The sequence below is a fragment of the Geobacillus sp. CX412 genome, from assembly GCF_027942335.1.
Classification (GTDB): Bacteria; Bacillota; Bacilli; order Bacillales; family Anoxybacillaceae; genus Parageobacillus_B; species Parageobacillus_B toebii.
In genome coordinates this window covers 3,416,996-3,435,000 of record NZ_CP103461.1, presented here as the reverse complement: position 1 = coordinate 3,435,000, position 18,005 = coordinate 3,416,996, and the positions used below count along the sequence as shown (strand labels likewise).

Sequence of the window (18,005 nt, the reverse complement as noted above, 5' to 3'; positions counted from 1 at the left end):
GTGAGGGAAAGGTGAAAAGCACCCCGGAAGGGGAGTGAAAGAGAACCTGAAACCGTGTGCCTACAAGTAGTCAGAGCCCGTTTATGGGTGATGGCGTGCCTTTTGTAGAATGAACCGGCGAGTTACGATGACGTGCGAGGTTAAGTCGAAGAGACGGAGCCGTAGCGAAAGCGAGTCTGAATAGGGCGTTAAGTACGTCGTCGTAGACCCGAAACCAGGTGATCTACCCATGTCCAGGGTGAAGGTAGGGTAACACCTACTGGAGGCCCGAACCCACGTACGTTGAAAAGTGCGGGGATGAGGTGTGGGTAGGGGTGAAATGCCAATCGAACCTGGAGATAGCTGGTTCTCCCCGAAATAGCTTTAGGGCTAGCCTCAAGGGAAGAGTCTTGGAGGTAGAGCACTGATTGAGCTAGGGGCCCTCATCGGGTTACCGAACTCAGTCAAACTCCGAATGCCAACGACTTATCCTTGGGAGTCAGACTACGAGTGATAAGATCCGTGGTCGAGAGGGAAACAGCCCAGACCACCAGCTAAGGTCCCAAAGTGCACGTTAAGTGGAAAAGGATGTGGAGTTGCCCAGACAACCAGGATGTTGGCTTAGAAGCAGCCATCATTTAAAGAGTGCGTAATAGCTCACTGGTCGAGTGACTCTGCGCCGAAAATGTACCGGGGCTAAACGTGCCACCGAAGCTGTGGGATGACCATTGGTCATCGGTAGGGGAGCGTTCTAAGCGCGCCGAAGCGGGACCGGAAGGACTCGTGGAGCGCTTAGAAGTGAGAATGCCGGTGTGAGTAGCGAAAACAGAGGTGAGAATCCTCTGCACCGAAAGCCTAAGGTTTCCTGAGGAAGGTTCGTCCGCTCAGGGTTAGTCGGGACCTAAGCCGAGGCCGAAAGGCGTAGGTGATGGGCAACAGGTTGAGATTCCTGTACCACCTCCTCACCGTTTGAGCAATGGGGGGACGCAGGAAGGTAGGGCGAGCAGGCTGCTGGAATAGCCTGTCCAAGCGGTTAGGCTGCCAGATAGGCAAATCCGTCTGGCGCAAAGGCTGAGCCGTGATGGCGAAGGGACCATCGGTCCCGAAGTCCCCGATCCTACACTGCCAAGAAAAGCCTCTAGCGAGGTGAGAGGTGCCCGTACCGCAAACCGACACAGGTAGGCGAGGAGAGAATCCTAAGGTGCGCGGGAGAACTCTCGTTAAGGAACTCGGCAAAATGACCCCGTAACTTCGGGAGAAGGGGTGCTCTCTTGGGTGATGAGCCCGAGAGAGCCGCAGTGAAAAGGCCCAAGCGACTGTTTACCAAAAACACAGGTCTCTGCGAAGCCGAAAGGCGAAGTATAGGGGCTGACACCTGCCCGGTGCTGGAAGGTTAAGGGGAGCGCTTAAGCCGCAAGGCTGAAGGTGCGAACCGAAGCCCCAGTAAACGGCGGCCGTAACTATAACGGTCCTAAGGTAGCGAAATTCCTTGTCGGGTAAGTTCCGACCCGCACGAAAGGTGTAACGACTTGGGCGCTGTCTCAACGAGAGACCCGGTGAAATCATACTACCTGTGAAGATGCAGGTTACCCGCGACAGGACGGAAAGACCCCGTGGAGCTTTACTGCAGCCTGATATGGAATTTTGGTATCGCTTGTACAGGATAGGTGGGAGCCTGAGAAGCCGGAGCGCCAGCTTCGGTGGAGGCGCCGGTGGGATACCACCCTGGCGGTATTGAAATTCTAACCCGCACCCCTTATCGGGGTGGGAGACAGTGTCAGGTGGGCAGTTTGACTGGGGCGGTCGCCTCCCAAAAGGTAACGGAGGCGCCCAAAGGTTCCCTCAGAATGGTTGGAAATCATTCGTAGAGTGCAAAGGCACAAGGGAGCTTGACTGCGAGACGGACAGGTCGAGCAGGGACGAAAGTCGGGCTTAGTGATCCGGTGGTTCCGTATGGAAGGGCCATCGCTCAACGGATAAAAGCTACCCCGGGGATAACAGGCTGATCTCCCCCAAGAGTCCACATCGACGGGGAGGTTTGGCACCTCGATGTCGGCTCATCGCATCCTGGGGCTGTAGTCGGTCCCAAGGGTTGGGCTGTTCGCCCATTAAAGCGGTACGCGAGCTGGGTTCAGAACGTCGTGAGACAGTTCGGTCCCTATCCGTCGCGGGCGCAGGAAATTTGAGAGGAGCTGTCCTTAGTACGAGAGGACCGGGATGGACGCACCGCTGGTGTACCAGTTGTCCCGCCAGGGGCACCGCTGGGTAGCTATGTGCGGAAGGGATAAGCGCTGAAAGCATCTAAGCGTGAAGCCCCCCTCAAGATGAGATTTCCCATCGCGTCAAGCGAGTAAGATCCCTCGAAGATGACGAGGTCGATAGGTCCGAGGTGGAAGCGTGGCGACACGTGGAGCTGACGGATACTAATCGATCGAGGACTTAACCAAGCGGAAAAGCGTAGGCGAGCGCTTAGCGCCAAAAGGAAAATGTTCTTCCGACGAGACATGCTTGCATGTCGACGGAGGAAGGTTATTTTCCGCAAGGCGCTGCGAGCCGGAGCTAGACAAAGCGAAAAGCGGAGGACGCTAGGAGCTAGACAACGAAAAAGCGTAGGCCGCCTATGCAAGACGGCTTCTTCCAAACAGACGGTTATCTAGTTTTGAGGGAACGAAATCCCTCTTGACAAACGTGATGATTGGAATATAATAATAAATGTCCAATTGAGATAATTGCCTAGTGACAATAGCGGAGAGGAAACACCCGTTCCCATCCCGAACACGGAAGTTAAGCTCTCCAGCGCCGATGGTAGTTGGGGCCAGCGCCCCTGCAAGAGTAGGTCGTTGCTAGGCAATTATTACAGAAAACAGCTGATTAAGCATGAAGCTTAATCAGCTGTTTTTATATATACCTTAAAACATCTCCACTTCACCTCTCACTCTGTGTGTATCCATTTTTTCTATTAAACTGGAACGAAGAAAAATGCGCAACTCTCCTATCTTGTTCTCATGGTGTTATAAAATTTTATTTTTTGGTATTTATTATTTTACCTAAGCATCTATAAAATTTTATTTTCATCTATTAGTTATAGAAACTTATTAATGTGGGAAAGATAAAGGGTGGGAGGTGGAGAAGGTGGGTTCACTGATTACGGGTAAAGATGTTATCGAAAGAGTATGTATCGTTTGTGAGCAGCCAAAACAAGAAGGAATTCAAATTTATGATCAGTTTCTTTGTCTTGATTGCGAAAGGGAGATCGTGCAAACGGACACGACCGATCCGAAATATCGTTTTTATGTAAAGCAGTTAAGAAAAATTATATCTTCAAAAATATATTCATAGGGTCCTATTGATAGGGCCTATTTTGTTTATATGTTCAACTTTCATCACGCTTTTTTCTTTTTTGATTTGGAGTGGTATCGGAAAATCGATGTTATCTCTTATGTATTTCTATTCAAGGCAATTAGATTAGTGATAATATATATCTTGTTGTCTATGTCAGAAAAACAATGTTCTAAATTTCGTTATCATGAAAAAGAAAAGAGGGGCATTTATGGATCAACAGCAAACTCCTTTATATACCGCTTTAAAACGTCATGATGCCATTCATCCGTTTTCATTTCATGTACCAGGTCACAAATATGGTACAGTATTTCCTATAGAAGCGAAAAATGATTATAAGCAGTTACTAAAACTAGATGCGACTGAATTAAGCGGGCTTGATGATCTACATCAACCGGAATCGGTTATTGCCGAGGCGCAATCTTTAGCAGCAAAGCTGTATAATGTAGAAGAAACGTTTTTTCTCGTAAACGGTTCTACGGCTGGAAATTTAGCGATGATCTTTGCTGTTTGCGGGGAAAAGAAAAAGGTAATTGTGCAGCGAAATTGCCATAAATCGGTTATGCATGCGCTTCAATTAGTTGGAGCTGCCCCTATTTTTCTTCCTCCGGAATTGGATGAAGACGTCCGTGTCGCCTCTTATGTTGCGTATGAAACGGTAAAAAAGGCGCTTGAACTTCACCAAGATGCCGCAGCATTAGTGTTGACTAATCCGAATTATTATGGAATGGCGGTGGATCTTACGGAAGTTGTAAACATCGCACACCGCTATCGTATTCCTGTGCTTGTCGATGAAGCGCATGGGGCTCATTTTATTATAGGAGAGCCTTTTCCGAAAACAGCGATCGCGTGCGGGGCGGATGTTGTTGTCCAGTCAGCGCATAAAACATTGCCAGCCATGACAATGGGGTCGTATTTACATGTAAATAGTTCATTAATAGATAAAGAGAAACTAAAATTTTTTTACAAGTGTTTCAGTCAAGCAGCCCATCTTATCCGATTATGGCTTCACTTGATTTGGCGAGAAGTTACCTCGCTCGTTTAACAAAGGGAGATGTAGAAAATATTTTAAAACAAATTCAACGGTTGAAAGATGCCCTCGATGAGATAGAAGGGATTGCGGTAGTTCATTCGCAACATCCGCTTATAAAGACGGATTTATTGAAAATTACCGTTCAAACGAGAAGTAAGTTGTCCGGTTATGAGCTTCAACAACGGCTGGAGCAAGAAGGCGTTTTTGCGGAGCTTGCCGATCCGTTTAACGTTTTGCTCGTGTATCCGCTTGCTGCTATCGATCATTTAGAGGAAGTGATCGAAAAATTAAAACGGGCGTTTCGCGGATTAAGCTATAGCGAAGAGTTGCTAAATTCGTTCCGTTCTTTTTCCTTCTTGGCATCTGCAAATCCGATTTCTTATAAGGAACTAGAGACATTGCCGAAAAAAGTGGTTAACTTAGAAAAGGCGGAAGGATTTATTGCCGCGGAAACGATCACACCTTATCCACCTGGAGTGCCTTTATTATTTATAGGAGAATCAATTAGTAAAGAGCATATTGAACAAATAAAACAGTTAAAATATCATGCGCGGTTTCAAGGAGGAAAGTTTTTATCTTCTAATCAAATAGAAGTGTATGTACCAGTAAAATAAGGGGGATTAGCGTATGAAAGGCCGTTTTTTTTCTTTCGAGGGACCTGATGGAGCAGGAAAAACGACGATGATTACAAAGCTGGAATCATTTTTGCGGGAAAAAGGGTTTGACGTTTTATCGACAAGAGAACCAGGAGGAGTTCGTATTGCCGAGGAAATTCGTTCCATTATTTTGAACCCAAAACATACGGAAATGGATGGTCGTACGGAAGCGTTGCTTTACGCCGCTGCGAGAAGGCAGCATCTTTTAGAAAAAATTATTCCTGCGATAAAAGCCGGCAAAATTGTATTGTGCGATCGGTTTGTCGACAGTTCGTTAGCCTATCAAGGATTTGCAAGAGGGTTAGGCATCGATGAAATATTACAAATTAATCAGTTTGCGATTGATGGTTATTTTCCTTCGTTAACGATTTATTTTGATATTGATCCTAAAATAGGATTAGAGAGAATCCAAAAAAATAAGCAGCGGGAAATTAATCGGCTTGATATGGAAAGTTTATCTTTCCATTATAAAGTAAGAGAAGGGTATTTAAAGATAGCAGAACGTTTTTCTGATCGTATCATTGTCATTGATGCTTCCAAACCGGTCGATGAAGTGTTTGCAATGACCATAGCGGCGGTTATGGATCAAATAGAAGGAAGATAACAGTGATGTTTCCATGAAACAGAACATGATGAAAAGGATAAGACATGTTAGAATAAAAATTAAAGGAAAGTGATGAAAGTGGCGATTTTCTGGGAGCAGCTGGAACGATATCAGCCTGTAGTAGTGAAAATGCTCACAAAAAGTCTTGAAAAAGGGCGAATTTCTCATGCTTATTTATTCGAGGGGCAACGCGGAACGGGAAAAAAAGCAATGAGTCTTTTATTGGCAAAAAGCTTATTTTGTTTACATCGTTCCGGAATAAAGCCTTGCAATGAATGCCGAAATTGCCGCAGAATCGATTCCGGGAATCATCCAGATGTACATGTCATTGAACCAGATGGGCAATCAATTAAAAAAGAACAAATTGAAATGTTGCAGCAAGAGTTTGCAAAAATGGCGGTGGAATCAGACCGAAAACTATATATTATCGAGCACGCTGATAAAATGACAACGAATGCAGCGAATAGCTTGTTAAAATTTTTAGAAGAACCTCGTCCAGGGACGGTAGCGATATTGCTTACAGAACAATATCACCGCCTATTAGAAACGATCATTTCCCGTTGCCAAGTGTTTTCGTTTAAGCCAATACCACCTGCTTTGCTTGCCAATTATTTAGCAGAGCAGCAAATCCCGCCTCATATTGCTCTCCTTGCCGCACATGTGACAAACAGTCATGAAGAAGCACTCGAGTTAGGTCGAGATGATTGGTTTGCACAGGCGAGAAAAATAGTGTTACAATTATATGAAATGTTAAAGAAAAATGATTTGCAGGCGCTTTTTTTCATCCATGATCAATGGATTCCGCATTTTCAAGAAAAGCAGCAAATCGATTTAGGATTAGATTTGCTTTTATATATATATAAAGATATGTTGCACATTCAATTAGGACAGCAAGATAAAATCATTTATCGAGATAAAATCGATGATTTGCAGCAGTGGGCGCTTTCTTGTTCTCAACGACAGATCGTAAAAAGCATGGAAATGATTTTACAAGCGAAGGCGCGTTTAAATACAACTAATATGAGCGTACAGCTTTTAATGGAACAACTTATCCTTGATCTAAAGGAGGGAAAAGTGTTTGTATAATGTCGTCGGTGTTCGCTTTAAAAAAGCGGGAAAAATTTATTATTTCGATCCTGGAGAATTGTCGATTTCTGCTGGGGAGTTCGTCATTGTAGAAACCATTCGAGGGATCGAATATGGAAAAGTTGTCATTAGCAACAAACAAGTCGACGAAAATGATATCGTTTTGCCGTTGAAAAAAGTGATTCGCGTCGCGGACGCGAAAGATAAATTAATTGTTGAGGAAAACAAAAAAGCGGCACGGGAAGCGTACGATATTTGCTTAAAAAAAGTAGAAGAGCATGGCTTGGAAATGAAATTAGTCGATGTGGAATATACGTTTGACCGCAATAAAGTGATTTTTTATTTTACTGCAGACGGGCGTGTGGATTTCCGCGAACTTGTCAAAGATTTGGCAGCCATTTTTCGCACGCGCATTGAATTAAGACAAATCGGTGTTCGCGATGAAGCAAAAATGCTTGGCGGGATCGGTCCGTGCGGAAGAATGCTTTGCTGCTCAACATTTTTAGGAGATTTTGAACCAGTATCCATTAAAATGGCGAAAGACCAAAACTTATCGCTCAATCCGACGAAAATTTCCGGTCTTTGCGGCCGGTTAATGTGTGCTTAAAATACGAAAATGATGAATATGAAACAGCGAAAGAGCAGCTCCCTGATTTAGGGGAGTATGTGGAAACTCCGCATGGTCTTGGAAAAGTGATCGGATTAAATATTTTAGAACGAGTATTGCAAGTGGAATTATCGGAACATGGACGGGTCGTGGAATATACGCTCGACGAGTTGATGAAAGATGGAACGTTACCAGTCCAAGCCACAGACTAATTGGGGTGGATTGACGTGGATAAGAAAGAGATTTTTCAGTCAGTAACGAGCATGGAGGAACAACTGAGCCATTTGTACCGCCAGCTTGTACAATTAAAGGAACATGTAGTTCAGCTGCTTGAGGAAAATCATCATTTGCAAATAGAAAATGATCATTTGCGCCGTCGGCTCGAACAAGTGACCAGTGAATTGGCAGAGGAAAAGCAAAAGAAAAAGATCATAAGCATGGTCATGAAAGAAAATTAGTTGACATTGGCGAAGGATATGATAATTTAGCGCGTCTTTATCAGGAAGGGTTCCATATTTGTCATGTCCATTATGGAAGCGTCCGAAAAGAAGGCGATTGCCTATTTTGTTTATCCTTTTTAAATAAAAAGTAAGCATAACGATAGCCTTTCCACATAAGGAGAGGTTATTTTTTTGAAAATAAGGAGGAATACACGATGGTGGAATTATATGATGATGAGAGGCTTGACTATCTTTTAAATGAAGATATTCGCATTATTCAAAGTCCATCTGTGTTTTCCTTTTCCCTTGATGCGGTGCTGCTTGCGAAATTTGTTTATATGCCGATTCAAAAAGGGCAAATTGTCGATTTATGCACCGGAAATGGAGTTATTCCATTGTTATTAAGCATGAGAACAAAGGGAAAAATTATCGGTATAGAAATTCAAGAGCGGCTTTGTGATATGGCAAAAAGAAGCGTACAATATAACGGTTTGGAAAAACAAATAGAAATTATTCACGGGGATATTAAAGATGCGCCTAAGCAGTTAGGATACAGTAAATATGATGTCGTCACGTGCAATCCTCCCTATTTTCCAACGATCAGCAAGGAAGAAATGAACAAAAATATTCATTTGGCCATTGCTCGCCATGAGATTTATTGTACGCTTGAAGATGTGATTCGCGTAAGCAGCCAGCTGTTGAAGCAAGGCGGCAAAGCCGCATTTGTGCACCGGCCGGGACGGCTGCTCGATATTATTACACTAATGCGCAAGTATCGGTTAGAGCCAAAACGGCTGCGGTTTGTTTATCCGAAAATCGGAAAAGAGGCCAATACGATTTTGATTGAAGGAATAAAAGATGGCAATCCGGATTTAAAAGTATTGCCGCCGCTTATTGTGTATCATGACAATAATGAATATACAGATGAAGTGAAGCAGCTATTATATGGAATTATCCCATCGTAAAGGAGCAGAAGCGATGCTTTGGCAGCAAAAAAGTTTTGCCGGCGATAATAAAGGAACTCTATATATCGTCCCGACACCGATTGGCAATCTTGAAGATATGACATTTCGGGCGGTACGTATTTTGAAAGAAGTAGATATCATTGCCGCAGAAGATACACGGCAAACGAAAAAACTGTTAAACCATTTTGAGATTCATACACCGGTCATTAGTTATCATGAACATAATAAATATACAAGCGGGCCGCAAATTGTCGAACAACTGAAAGAAGGAAAATCGGTAGCGCTTGTCAGTGATGCAGGAATGCCGGGAATTTCCGACCCAGGATATGAGCTGATCGTTTCCGCGCTCAAAGAGCAGTGTTCAGTTGTTCCGCTTCCAGGAGCGAACGCGGCGTTAACCTCACTGGTTGCCTCGGGGCTGCCGACCGATCACTTTTATTTTTTCGGTTTTCTCGAACGGACAAAGAAAGAAAAAAAGGAACAGTTGGAATCACTAAAAACGGTTCGTGAAACGATGATTTTTTATGAAGCACCTCATCGCTTAAAAGAAACGCTTGCGATGATGTATGAAGTGTTTGGCGATCGCCGTATCGCTATATGCCGTGAGCTTACCAAACGATTTGAGGAGTTCATTCGTGGAACTTTGCGGGAGGCGGTCGAATGGGCAGAAACGAATGAAATTCGCGGAGAATTTTGCATTATTGTGGAAGGAGCGGAGGAAACGATCGAAGAGAAAGAGGAATGGTGGCATTCGCTAACACCGGTGGAGCATGTCGAATATTATATTCGGGAGAAAAATTTTACGTCAAAAGAAGCTATTAAACAAACCGCAAAAGATCGAAATATGTCGAAACGGGACGTTTATCAGCAATATCATCATCGATAAAAAAAGAGAGTTTCTCTAAAAATGCTAGAGAAACTCTTTTATTTATCATTATTGTCAGATGATTGTTGTAGATGCTCTTGGATTTCTTTTAAAAGAATTTCCGCGCCTTCACGGCTTAAAATGATTTTGCCGCCGGCTAATTTGAAGTTGTCATCGGAAACTTCGCCAGTGACGACACAAGTCATATTTGGTTTATATTTTTTCAAAATGATGCGATCGTCGTCTACGTAGATTTCCAACGCATCTTTTTCAGCAATATCTAACGTGCGGCGTAATTCAATTGGAATTACGACACGGCCTAATTCATCCACTTTGCGGACAATGCCTGTTGATTTCACGGAACGCTCCCCCTCTCTATAATAAAATAGTTTTTTATTTTGCTAGGATTTATTCGTCAATATTCGACAAATTTCCTACATCCTAATCATATCAGTATTTCCATTATACGTCAATCCTTTTATATGTAAAATTAAAAAAAAATGTATTTTTAAGAAAGACGATTGTTTTCTTCTATAACTATTCGACTATTTTTTATAAAATATGGCGTTATTTTGTATGTATATTTTTTTTCAATAAGAGAAATAGATGTTTTTGTAGAATGAAAAAAATTATGTAAAATAGAAGTAACATCGCTCTCGTCCGTTGGGCGGGGGCTTTTGTTCAGAATAGGGAGGTATGAAGATGGAGAAAAAGACGTTTTATCTTACGACCCCGATTTACTATCCGAGCGGGAAATTACATATTGGCCATGCATATACGACCGTAGCAGGCGATGCGATGGCGCGCTATAAGCGTCTTCGCGGTTATGATGTCATGTATTTGACTGGTACGGACGAACATGGACAAAAAATTCAGCGAAAAGCGGAAGAAAAAGGAGTAACACCGCAGCAATATGTCGACGAAATTGTCGAAGGCATCCAAGAGTTGTGGAAAAAGCTTGATATTTCTTATGATGACTTCATCCGTACGACGCAAGAACGTCATAAAAAAGTAGTAGAAAAGATTTTTGCGCGTCTTGTTGAACAAGGTGATATTTATTTAGGTGAATACGAAGGATGGTATTGTACACCGTGCGAATCATTTTATACGGAGCGGCAGCTCGTTGATGGAAACTGCCCGGATTGCGGCCGTCCGGTAGAAAAAGTAAAAGAAGAATCGTATTTCTTTAGAATGAGCAAATATGTGGATCGGCTTTTGCAATACTATGAAGAAAATCCGGAGTTCATCCAGCCGGAGTCGCGCAAAAATGAAATGATTAACAACTTTATTAAACCAGGGCTTGAGGATTTAGCGGTATCACGCACGACGTTTGATTGGGGCATTAAAGTTCCGGGTGATCCGAAACACGTCATTTACGTATGGATTGACGCGCTCACGAACTATATTACGGCATTAGGATATGACACGGATAACGATGAGAAGTTTCGAAAATACTGGCCGGCAGACGTTCATTTAGTCGGAAAAGAAATTGTCCGCTTCCATACGATTTACTGGCCAATAATGTTAATGGCGCTCGATTTGCCGCTTCCGAAAAAAGTGTTTGCCCATGGCTGGCTGTTAATGAAAGACGGAAAAATGTCGAAATCAAAAGGAAATGTCGTTGATCCGGTAACATTAATCGACCGTTATGGATTGGATGCACTTCGCTATTATTTGCTTCGCGAAGTTCCGTTTGGCTCCGATGGCGTGTTTACTCCAGAAGGATTTGTCGAACGCATTAACTACGACTTAGCAAACGATTTAGGCAACTTGTTAAATCGCACGGTAGCGATGATTGAAAAATATTTTGACGGCATGATTCCACCATATCGTGGAGCGAAAACAGCATTCGACAACGATCTTGTCGAAAAGGCAAAAGAAACGGTGAAACAATATGAAGAAGCGATGGAGAAAATGGAATTTTCCATTGCGCTTGCGTCCGTATGGCAGCTGATTAACCGAACGAATAAATATATTGACGAAACGCAACCTTGGCTGCTTGCCAAAGATGAAGGCAAAAAAGAACAATTGGCGTCTGTAATGACCCATTTGGCAGAATCACTTCGTCATGTTGCGATTTTGTTGCAGCCGTTTTTAACACGCACGCCGGAAAAAATTTTCGCGCAGCTTGGCATTGTTGATGAACAATTAAAACAATGGGACAGCTTATATGAGTTCGGCCTCATCAAGGAAGGCACGAAAGTAACAAAAGGTGAACCGCTATTTCCACGTCTAGACATTGAAAAAGAAGTGGAATATATTAAAGCCCATATGCAGGGCAGTGCACCGGCAAAACAAACGGAAGAAAAACCAAAACAAGAAGTGCAAGAAATTACGATTGATGATTTTATGAAAGTTGATTTGCGAGTTGCAGAAGTACTTCACGCTGAGCCGGTAAAAAATGCGGATAAACTGCTGAAGCTCAAGCTTGATCTTGGCGATGAACAACGTCAAGTCGTATCAGGAATTGCGCAATTTTACAAACCAGAGGATTTGATCGGCAAAAAAGTGGTTTGCATCGCCAATTTAAAACCAGTGAAACTACGCGGTGAACTATCCGAAGGCATGATTCTCGCCGGGGAAGAAAACGGGGTGCTTTCTCTTGTTACCGTTGATAAAACGATTCCAAATGGGACAAAAATAAAATAATGACAAACATAAGAGGTGTGGTGTCTATCGTACACGACACCTCTTTGTTGTCATTTTGTAAAGTAAATGTTAACAACTTGTGATATATGTAATGGATTTCTATGTTACACTTAACACCAAGGTAGAAAAGGGGTTATTGTTATGCTCTTTGACACACATGCGCATTTAAATGCCGTTCAATATAATGATGATTTACAAGAAGTGATTGATCGCGCTCTTAGTGAAAGAGTTTCTCATATTGTCGTCGTCGGCTTTGACCGCCCTACGATTGCGCGGGCGATAGAGCTAGCGGAGCAATATGATTTTATTTATGCTTCCGTCGGTTGGCATCCCGTTGATGCAATCGATATGACAGATGAGGATTTAAACATGATTGAAGAGTTGACTGCCCATCCAAAAGTGGTGGCGTTAGGAGAAATGGGCTTAGATTATTATTGGGATAAATCACCAAAGGAAATACAACATGACGTATTTCGGCGGCAAATCGCTTTAGCGAAAAAAGTAAAACTGCCAATCATTATCCATAATCGGGAAGCAACAGCGGATGTATTGCAAATTTTAAAAGAGGAAAATGCCGCCGAAGTGGGTGGAATTATGCATTGTTTTACCGGAAGTGTAGAAGTAGCGAAGCAATGCATTGATATGAACTTCTTTATTTCCCTTGGCGGTCCGGTAACGTTTAAAAATGCGAAAAAGCCGAAGGAAGTAGCGGCGCAAATTCCGCTTGAGCATTTATTGATTGAAACAGATTGTCCGTATTTAACGCCTCACCCTTTCCGCGGAAAACGAAACGAACCAAGCTACGTCAAATATGTAGCGGAGGCGATCGCCGAGATTAAAGGTATTTCCTTTGAGGAAGTAGCAAAAGCGACGGCAGAGAATGCAAAAAGATTATTCGGCATCCATCGCTAAAATTATTTGTCAAATGGTAAGGAGACTTGTCTAATATGATCGAGGTAAAAAAAGTTCTACAAATTTAGAACATTACATAGTATAAACTGTCGACAAGTCTTCCTTCCCTTTTAACCGAATTTTCTGCATAATAGAGTGTGTTTACGCGTACATGTTAGAGGGAGAGGGGAATTTAGCGAGAGAAGGAGGCGTTTTGCATAATGTTACCCAATATGAAGAAGATTTCCGGTTCATTGAGGAAAAATTTCACTGTTACTGCTAGTAGTTTTATAGCTTTGTCAGCAACAACGGGATTTGCTGGGTACGAAATAGCCAAAGATGATGTGACACTAACGGCAAACGGAAAAAAACAAGAGATTCGTACTCATGCAAAAACGGTAAAAGAAGTATTACAGGAGCAAAATATTAAGCCAAGGAAAGAAGATCGCGTCTATCCATCGTTAGATACGCCGATTACAGATGATTTAAACATCGTTTGGGAAGCGAGCAAGAAAGTCACTTTGATAGTAGATGGAAAAAAACAAGAAATATGGACGACTGCAAAGAACGTTGCCGAGCTATTAAACTCACAACATATTAAAATCGAAAAGCACGACAAAATTGCCCCAGCACCAAATACAAAAATTAAAAAGGGAATGAAAGTGAACATAGAAAAGGCATTCCCGGTTCAATTAAATGTCGGCGGTAAACAGCAACAAGTGTGGGCAACTTCGACTACTGTCGCTGACTTTTTAAAACAACAAAATGTAAAATTAGATGAACTCGACCGTGTAGAGCCATCTTTACAGGACAAACTAAAAGAAAATATGGTCGTAAAAGTGATTAAAGTTGAAAAAGTCACCGATGTAGTGGAAGAACCAGTTGACTTTGCAGTCGTCACTAGACAAGATGCACAATTGCCAAAAGGAGAACAACGTATTATTAGCCCTGGAGAAAAAGGGCGAGTTTCGAAAAAGTATGAAGTAGTGCTCGAAAATGGAAAAGAAGTATCGCGGAAATTAATTGAGACAAAGATGATAAAAGAAAGTAAAAATCGGATTGTTGCTATCGGTACGAAAGTGGCTAAAAGCCGGCCTGCCCATACGCAAAGCCGCTCTGTTCAGACCGTATCGCGCGGTCAAAAGCATGCAGCGCGAGAAATTTATGTTGTTGCTAGCGCCTATACTGCTTATTGTCAAGGATGTTCAGGAACAACGAGAATGGGAATTAACTTGCGTGTAAATCCTTCTGCAAAAGTAATCGCAGTGGATCCAAACGTTATTCCGCTTGGATCAAAAGTGTACGTAGAAGGATACGGATATGCTATAGCTGCTGATACAGGATCAGGTATTAATGGTTATGAAATTGACGTGTTTATTCCAAAGCAATCGGATGCACTTCGTTGGGGTAGAAAGCGTGTGAAGGTGAGAATTCTTCAATAAAGGAAAAGGATGCGGAGGGTTTTTTGCCCTCTGCTTTTTCGTTATAATGAAGAAAGATATTTTCCTACTCATTTAGACGAAAAAAATCGAAAAAAGTTTCGGTGATTTTAAAAAATAAATTAACATTTTTAGCAGCAAAAAACTCTTTCAACAATTATTTTACAGGAAAGGGGCATCGCAGAAATAGGAAAAAAGACTTATTCCGTGTGGAATGAGTGAACGATTTCTGCGCAATAGTGATGAAGATTAAAGAAATTATTGTTGTGGAAGGAAAAGACGATACAGTGGCGATTCAGCGCGCCGTTGATGCAGATACCATTGAAACGAACGGGTCGGCAATTAGTGAAGAAACGATTGAACGAATTAAATTAGCAAAAGAAAAACGTGGCGTAATTATTTTTACGGACCCTGATTTTCCAGGTGAAAAAATTCGCAAAACGATTACAGAGCGTGTTCCAGGCTGCAAACATGCTTTTTTGCCAAGAAAAGCGGCTATTGCGAAAAATGGGAAAGGAATTGGCGTAGAACATGCGTCTGTGGAAGATATCCGTCAAGCGTTGAAAAACGTGTATGAGGAAACAACAGAGTGGAAGGAAGAGATTACGTTTGATGAACTCGTTGCTGCTGGTTTAATCGGTGGAGAATTAGCGAAAAAGCGGCGCCAACATTTAGGTGAAATTTTAAAAATAGGATATACAAACGGAAAGCAGCTTTATAAGCGATTGCAAGTATTTCAAATCTCTAAAGAAACATTTTATGCAGCATTAGAGCAAGTATTGCAGGAGGAAGCAAATGATGAATAAAGACATTGCCACACCGGGGAGAACTCGGGAAATCCTGGAAAAGTATGGGTTTTCATTTAAAAAAAGTTTAGGACAAAATTTTTTAATTGACACCAATATTTTGCGGAAAATTGTCGATTTTGCCGAGCTTTCGGACGAAACAGGAGCGATTGAAATCGGTCCTGGAATCGGTGCTTTAACGGAGCAGCTGGCACGCCGTGCGAAAAAGGTAGTCGCGTTTGAAATTGATCAGCGGCTTTTACCGATTTTAGAGGATACATTATCACCGTATGGAAACATCCGTATTATCCATCAAGATGTTTTAAAAGCGGATATTCACCGCGTGATCTCCGAAGAATTTACCGGCATGACCGATATTATGGTAGTGGCAAATTTGCCGTACTACGTCACAACACCGATTATTATGAAGCTATTGACAGATCGCTTGCCGATTCGCGGCATGGTTGTTATGTTGCAAAAAGAAGTGGCGGACCGCCTAGCCGCAAAGCCGGGAACGAAAGATTACGGTTCGTTGTCGATTGCAATTCAATATTATACAGAAGCGGAGACGGTCATGACCGTCCCAAGAACGGTGTTTATCCCGCAGCCGAACGTGGATTCTGCTGTTATTCGGTTAATAAAGCGAAAGCAGCCGCCTGTTAAAGTGGAAGACGAAGCGTTTTTCTTTCAAGTGGTGCGGGCAAGCTTTGCGCAGCGCCGGAAAACGATTTTAAACAATTTAGTAAACAATTTGCCAAACGGAAAAGCGATGAAAGAGCAAATAGAGCGTGTCTTAACAGAGACAGACATTGACCCGCGCCGCCGCGGAGAAACGCTGACAATGGAGGAGTTTGCCGCGCTTAGCAATGCGCTGCGGCACGTTTTGTAAGTATGTAAGCACTTTTTTGGTTGGTTTGGGAAAGAAAAGACCTATGTCTATCACCTATTGTCGAGATGTGCATATGTTACTTAAGTAAACAATTTGTTTTAATGGAGTGAATGGTGATGGACGTTAAGGTCGGCGATATTGTTGCAAGAAAGTCGTATAACTGTGATTTATTGTTTCGTGTAATAGATGTGAAAGAAAAAGATGGGGAAAAAGAAGCGACTTTATATGGCGAAGATGTCAGACTGGTCGCCGATGCCCCATGCAGTGATTTAGTCATTATTGGTGAACGGGAACAGCAGGAAAGAAAGAAAAAGGAAATAGAGCTTATAGAACAATCGTATAAGCTATTCCGGCAAGATTACCATGTAATGAAGCAAAAAACAGAGTACCGGGCGACGGGAGGATACCGAACGGAAAAAGATTTTTTTCAAATTCCGGGGCGCGTCCTTCATTTGGACGGTGACCCTTTATATTTGCGGAAGTGTTTAGATTTATATGAACGAATCGGAGTGCCGGTATACGGAATTTATTGTGATGAAAGCGAAATGTCTGAAAAAGTCGGTGAGCTTCTTGAGCGATTCCGCCCTGATATTTTAGTGATTACCGGCCATGATTCTTATTCCAAGTCAAAAGGAAAAGTAACGGATTTAAAGGCATATCGCCATTCAAAACATTTTGTACAAACAGTAAAAGAAGCACGTAAAAAAGTTCCTCATCTTGACCAGCTGATTATTTTTGCGGGGGCGTGTCAATCCCATTTTGAATCGCTTATTCGCGCCGGGGCTAATTTTGCCAGCTCCCCCGCACGCGTAAACATTCATGCGCTGGACCCAGTTTATGTCGTCTCGAGAATTAGTTTTACCTCTTTTATGGAAACGGTAGATGTTTGGGATGTACTTCGCAATACATTAACTGGAGAAAAAGGACTTGGAGGAGTAGAAACGAAAGGAGTATTGCGCACGGGAATGCCTTTTCGTTCCATTGGTGAAATGAGCGATTAACAGAGCCGCCATCAAAAAGGCGGTTTTTTTATTTTTTCTACAATTTATACATATTTTTTCACATAAAAAACCATAATATACATAATAAAGAAGGATTTTGTAGAAAAATATGCATTGACAGTAACGAAAAAACACTGATATAATTTTAATTTTTTTGACTTTGAAAGAAACCTTTGTTATAATTATAAACAGTGAGGTGGATAGCGAATGGCAAAAACTTTATCCGATATTAAAAAAGCGTTGGATTCTAATATCGGCAGACGTTTGACATTGCGCGCAAACGGCGGACGAAGAAAAACGATTGAACGATGCGGAATTTTAGCTGAAACGTATCCATCGGTATTTGTTATTGAACTCGACCAAAAAGAAAATGCGTTTGAACGGGTATCGTTTAGTTACGCTGATGTGTTAACAGAAACAGTACAATTGACGTTTTTAGATGACGATCAAGCGGGTAGGCAGTAGACATTTGTTTGCTGCTTTTTGTTTTGTCATAAATAGGTGAACATAAAAGATATGCGTTTTTTTTCATACTAAAACTGTCGCGGTGGTTGAAAGGGGCTGTTGACATTGGGTCGACGTCGTGGAATTATGTCGCAACGCTTTAAAGAAGAGTTGGCGAAAGAATTAGGCTTTTATGATGTCGTTCAAAGAGAAGGATGGGGCGCGATCCGCGCGAAAGATGCTGGAAATATGGTGAAATTAGCGATTGAAAAAGCGGAACGACAGCTAGCCGAGAACATGAAATAGCGTAAACTTGTGTAAAGGAAAACAAAA

At 42.3% G+C, this 18,005-nt stretch carries 14 protein-coding genes, 2 rRNA genes and 3 pseudogenes (1 of these 19 cut by a window edge); 18 read left to right on the top strand and 1 reads right to left on the bottom strand.

What is annotated here, in order from left to right; all coding sequences use genetic code 11:
• The 10 genes and pseudogenes from NXM86_RS17990 to rsmI all read left to right on the top strand — a co-directional run.
• Positions 1 to 2,426 (top strand): 23S ribosomal RNA (locus tag NXM86_RS17990) (it extends 509 nt beyond the left edge of the window).
• A 285-nt stretch (positions 2,427 to 2,711) separates the two neighbouring features.
• Positions 2,712 to 2,828, top strand: a 5S ribosomal RNA gene (gene rrf, locus NXM86_RS17985).
• A gap of 283 nt (positions 2,829 to 3,111) precedes the next feature.
• Entirely contained in the window at positions 3,112 to 3,318 is a 207-nt protein-coding gene (locus NXM86_RS17980) for a sigma factor G inhibitor Gin (RefSeq protein WP_012748803.1), read from the top strand.
• A 211-nt stretch (positions 3,319 to 3,529) separates the two neighbouring features.
• A pseudogene (locus NXM86_RS17975) lies at positions 3,530 to 4,965 on the top strand (aminotransferase class I/II-fold pyridoxal phosphate-dependent enzyme).
• Between the two features lie 13 nt (positions 4,966 to 4,978).
• The gene (gene tmk / locus NXM86_RS17970) at positions 4,979 to 5,611 is read left to right on the top strand and encodes a dTMP kinase (RefSeq protein WP_062756510.1); all 633 of its coding nucleotides are present in this window, start codon (positions 4,979 to 4,981) and stop codon (positions 5,609 to 5,611) included.
• Positions 5,612 to 5,689: 78 nt separating this feature from the next.
• Positions 5,690 to 6,697 (top strand): DNA polymerase III subunit delta', encoded by a 1,008-nt coding sequence (holB, locus tag NXM86_RS17965; RefSeq protein WP_041269541.1) that lies wholly within the window; start codon positions 5,690 to 5,692, stop codon positions 6,695 to 6,697.
• Positions 6,690 to 7,516 (top strand): annotated as a pseudogene (locus NXM86_RS17960) (PSP1 domain-containing protein). Before holB ends, NXM86_RS17960 begins: the two are co-directional and overlap by 8 nt.
• A 15-nt stretch (positions 7,517 to 7,531) precedes the next feature.
• Positions 7,532 to 7,896 (top strand): annotated as a pseudogene (yabA, locus tag NXM86_RS17955) (DNA replication initiation control protein YabA).
• Between the two features lie 63 nt (positions 7,897 to 7,959).
• On the top strand, positions 7,960 to 8,709 hold the full coding sequence (locus NXM86_RS17950; protein ID WP_012748809.1) for a tRNA1(Val) (adenine(37)-N6)-methyltransferase: 750 nt from the start codon (positions 7,960 to 7,962) through the stop codon (positions 8,707 to 8,709).
• Between the two features lie 13 nt (positions 8,710 to 8,722).
• Positions 8,723 to 9,595, top strand: a complete 873-nt coding sequence (gene rsmI, locus NXM86_RS17945) for a 16S rRNA (cytidine(1402)-2'-O)-methyltransferase (protein WP_012748810.1) — start codon at positions 8,723 to 8,725, stop codon at positions 9,593 to 9,595.
• Positions 9,596 to 9,633: 38 nt separating this feature from the next.
• On the opposite strand, the gene abrB is transcribed toward rsmI, so the two are convergent.
• Positions 9,634 to 9,933, bottom strand: coding sequence for a transition state genes transcriptional regulator AbrB (gene abrB / locus NXM86_RS17940; protein WP_012748811.1), 300 nt, complete (start codon positions 9,931 to 9,933; stop codon positions 9,634 to 9,636).
• A gap of 343 nt (positions 9,934 to 10,276) precedes the next feature.
• Here abrB and metG point away from each other — a divergent pair, with 343 nt between their 5' ends.
• The 8 genes from metG (at position 10,277) to NXM86_RS17900 (ending at position 17,978) form a co-directional block, all read left to right on the top strand.
• Positions 10,277 to 12,223, top strand: coding sequence for a methionine--tRNA ligase (metG, locus tag NXM86_RS17935; RefSeq protein ID WP_062677420.1), 1,947 nt, complete (start codon positions 10,277 to 10,279; stop codon positions 12,221 to 12,223).
• Positions 12,224 to 12,364: 141 nt separating this feature from the next.
• Positions 12,365 to 13,135 (top strand): TatD family hydrolase, encoded by a 771-nt coding sequence (locus NXM86_RS17930; protein ID WP_012748813.1) that lies wholly within the window; start codon positions 12,365 to 12,367, stop codon positions 13,133 to 13,135.
• A gap of 200 nt (positions 13,136 to 13,335) precedes the next feature.
• Positions 13,336 to 14,556, top strand: coding sequence for a ubiquitin-like domain-containing protein (locus tag NXM86_RS17925; RefSeq protein ID WP_498958396.1), 1,221 nt, complete (start codon positions 13,336 to 13,338; stop codon positions 14,554 to 14,556).
• Positions 14,557 to 14,795: 239 nt separating this feature from the next.
• The gene (gene rnmV, locus NXM86_RS17920; protein ID WP_012748815.1) at positions 14,796 to 15,359 is read left to right on the top strand and encodes a ribonuclease M5; all 564 of its coding nucleotides are present in this window, start codon (positions 14,796 to 14,798) and stop codon (positions 15,357 to 15,359) included.
• Positions 15,352 to 16,227 carry a 16S rRNA (adenine(1518)-N(6)/adenine(1519)-N(6))-dimethyltransferase RsmA gene (rsmA, locus tag NXM86_RS17915; protein WP_089097451.1) on the top strand — a complete coding sequence of 292 codons (876 nt, stop codon included), beginning with the start codon at positions 15,352 to 15,354 and terminating at the stop codon, positions 16,225 to 16,227. Before rnmV ends, rsmA begins: the two co-directional genes overlap by 8 nt.
• A 116-nt stretch (positions 16,228 to 16,343) precedes the next feature.
• On the top strand, positions 16,344 to 17,228 hold the full coding sequence (yabG, locus tag NXM86_RS17910; RefSeq protein ID WP_012748817.1) for a sporulation peptidase YabG: 885 nt from the start codon (positions 16,344 to 16,346) through the stop codon (positions 17,226 to 17,228).
• Positions 17,229 to 17,435: 207 nt separating this feature from the next.
• Positions 17,436 to 17,693, top strand: coding sequence for a biofilm formation stimulator Veg (gene veg / locus NXM86_RS17905; protein WP_012748818.1), 258 nt, complete (start codon positions 17,436 to 17,438; stop codon positions 17,691 to 17,693).
• Between the two features lie 105 nt (positions 17,694 to 17,798).
• Complete coding sequence (locus NXM86_RS17900; protein ID WP_041269542.1) at positions 17,799 to 17,978, top strand: small, acid-soluble spore protein, alpha/beta type; 180 nt, start codon at positions 17,799 to 17,801, stop codon at positions 17,976 to 17,978.
• Positions 17,979 to 18,005 lie beyond the last annotated feature (27 nt).

Bases quoted from the DNA above. Each gene is read 5' to 3' on its own strand.
- tmk (WP_062756510.1), top strand. From the start codon at position 4,979: ATGAAAGGCCGTTTTTTTTCTTTCGAGGGACCTGATGGAGCAGGAAAA.
- NXM86_RS17930 (WP_012748813.1), top strand. From the start codon at position 12,365: ATGCTCTTTGACACACATGCGCATTTAAATGCCGTTCAATATAATGAT.
- metG (WP_062677420.1), top strand. From the start codon at position 10,277: ATGGAGAAAAAGACGTTTTATCTTACGACCCCGATTTACTATCCGAGC.
- rsmI (WP_012748810.1), top strand. From the start codon at position 8,723: ATGCTTTGGCAGCAAAAAAGTTTTGCCGGCGATAATAAAGGAACTCTA.
- NXM86_RS17925 (WP_498958396.1), top strand. From the start codon at position 13,336: ATGTTACCCAATATGAAGAAGATTTCCGGTTCATTGAGGAAAAATTTC.
- yabG (WP_012748817.1), top strand. From the start codon at position 16,344: ATGGACGTTAAGGTCGGCGATATTGTTGCAAGAAAGTCGTATAACTGT.
- rsmA (WP_089097451.1), top strand. From the start codon at position 15,352: ATGAATAAAGACATTGCCACACCGGGGAGAACTCGGGAAATCCTGGAA.
- rnmV (WP_012748815.1), top strand. From the start codon at position 14,796: ATGAAGATTAAAGAAATTATTGTTGTGGAAGGAAAAGACGATACAGTG.
- NXM86_RS17950 (WP_012748809.1), top strand. From the start codon at position 7,960: ATGGTGGAATTATATGATGATGAGAGGCTTGACTATCTTTTAAATGAA.
- veg (WP_012748818.1), top strand. From the start codon at position 17,436: ATGGCAAAAACTTTATCCGATATTAAAAAAGCGTTGGATTCTAATATC.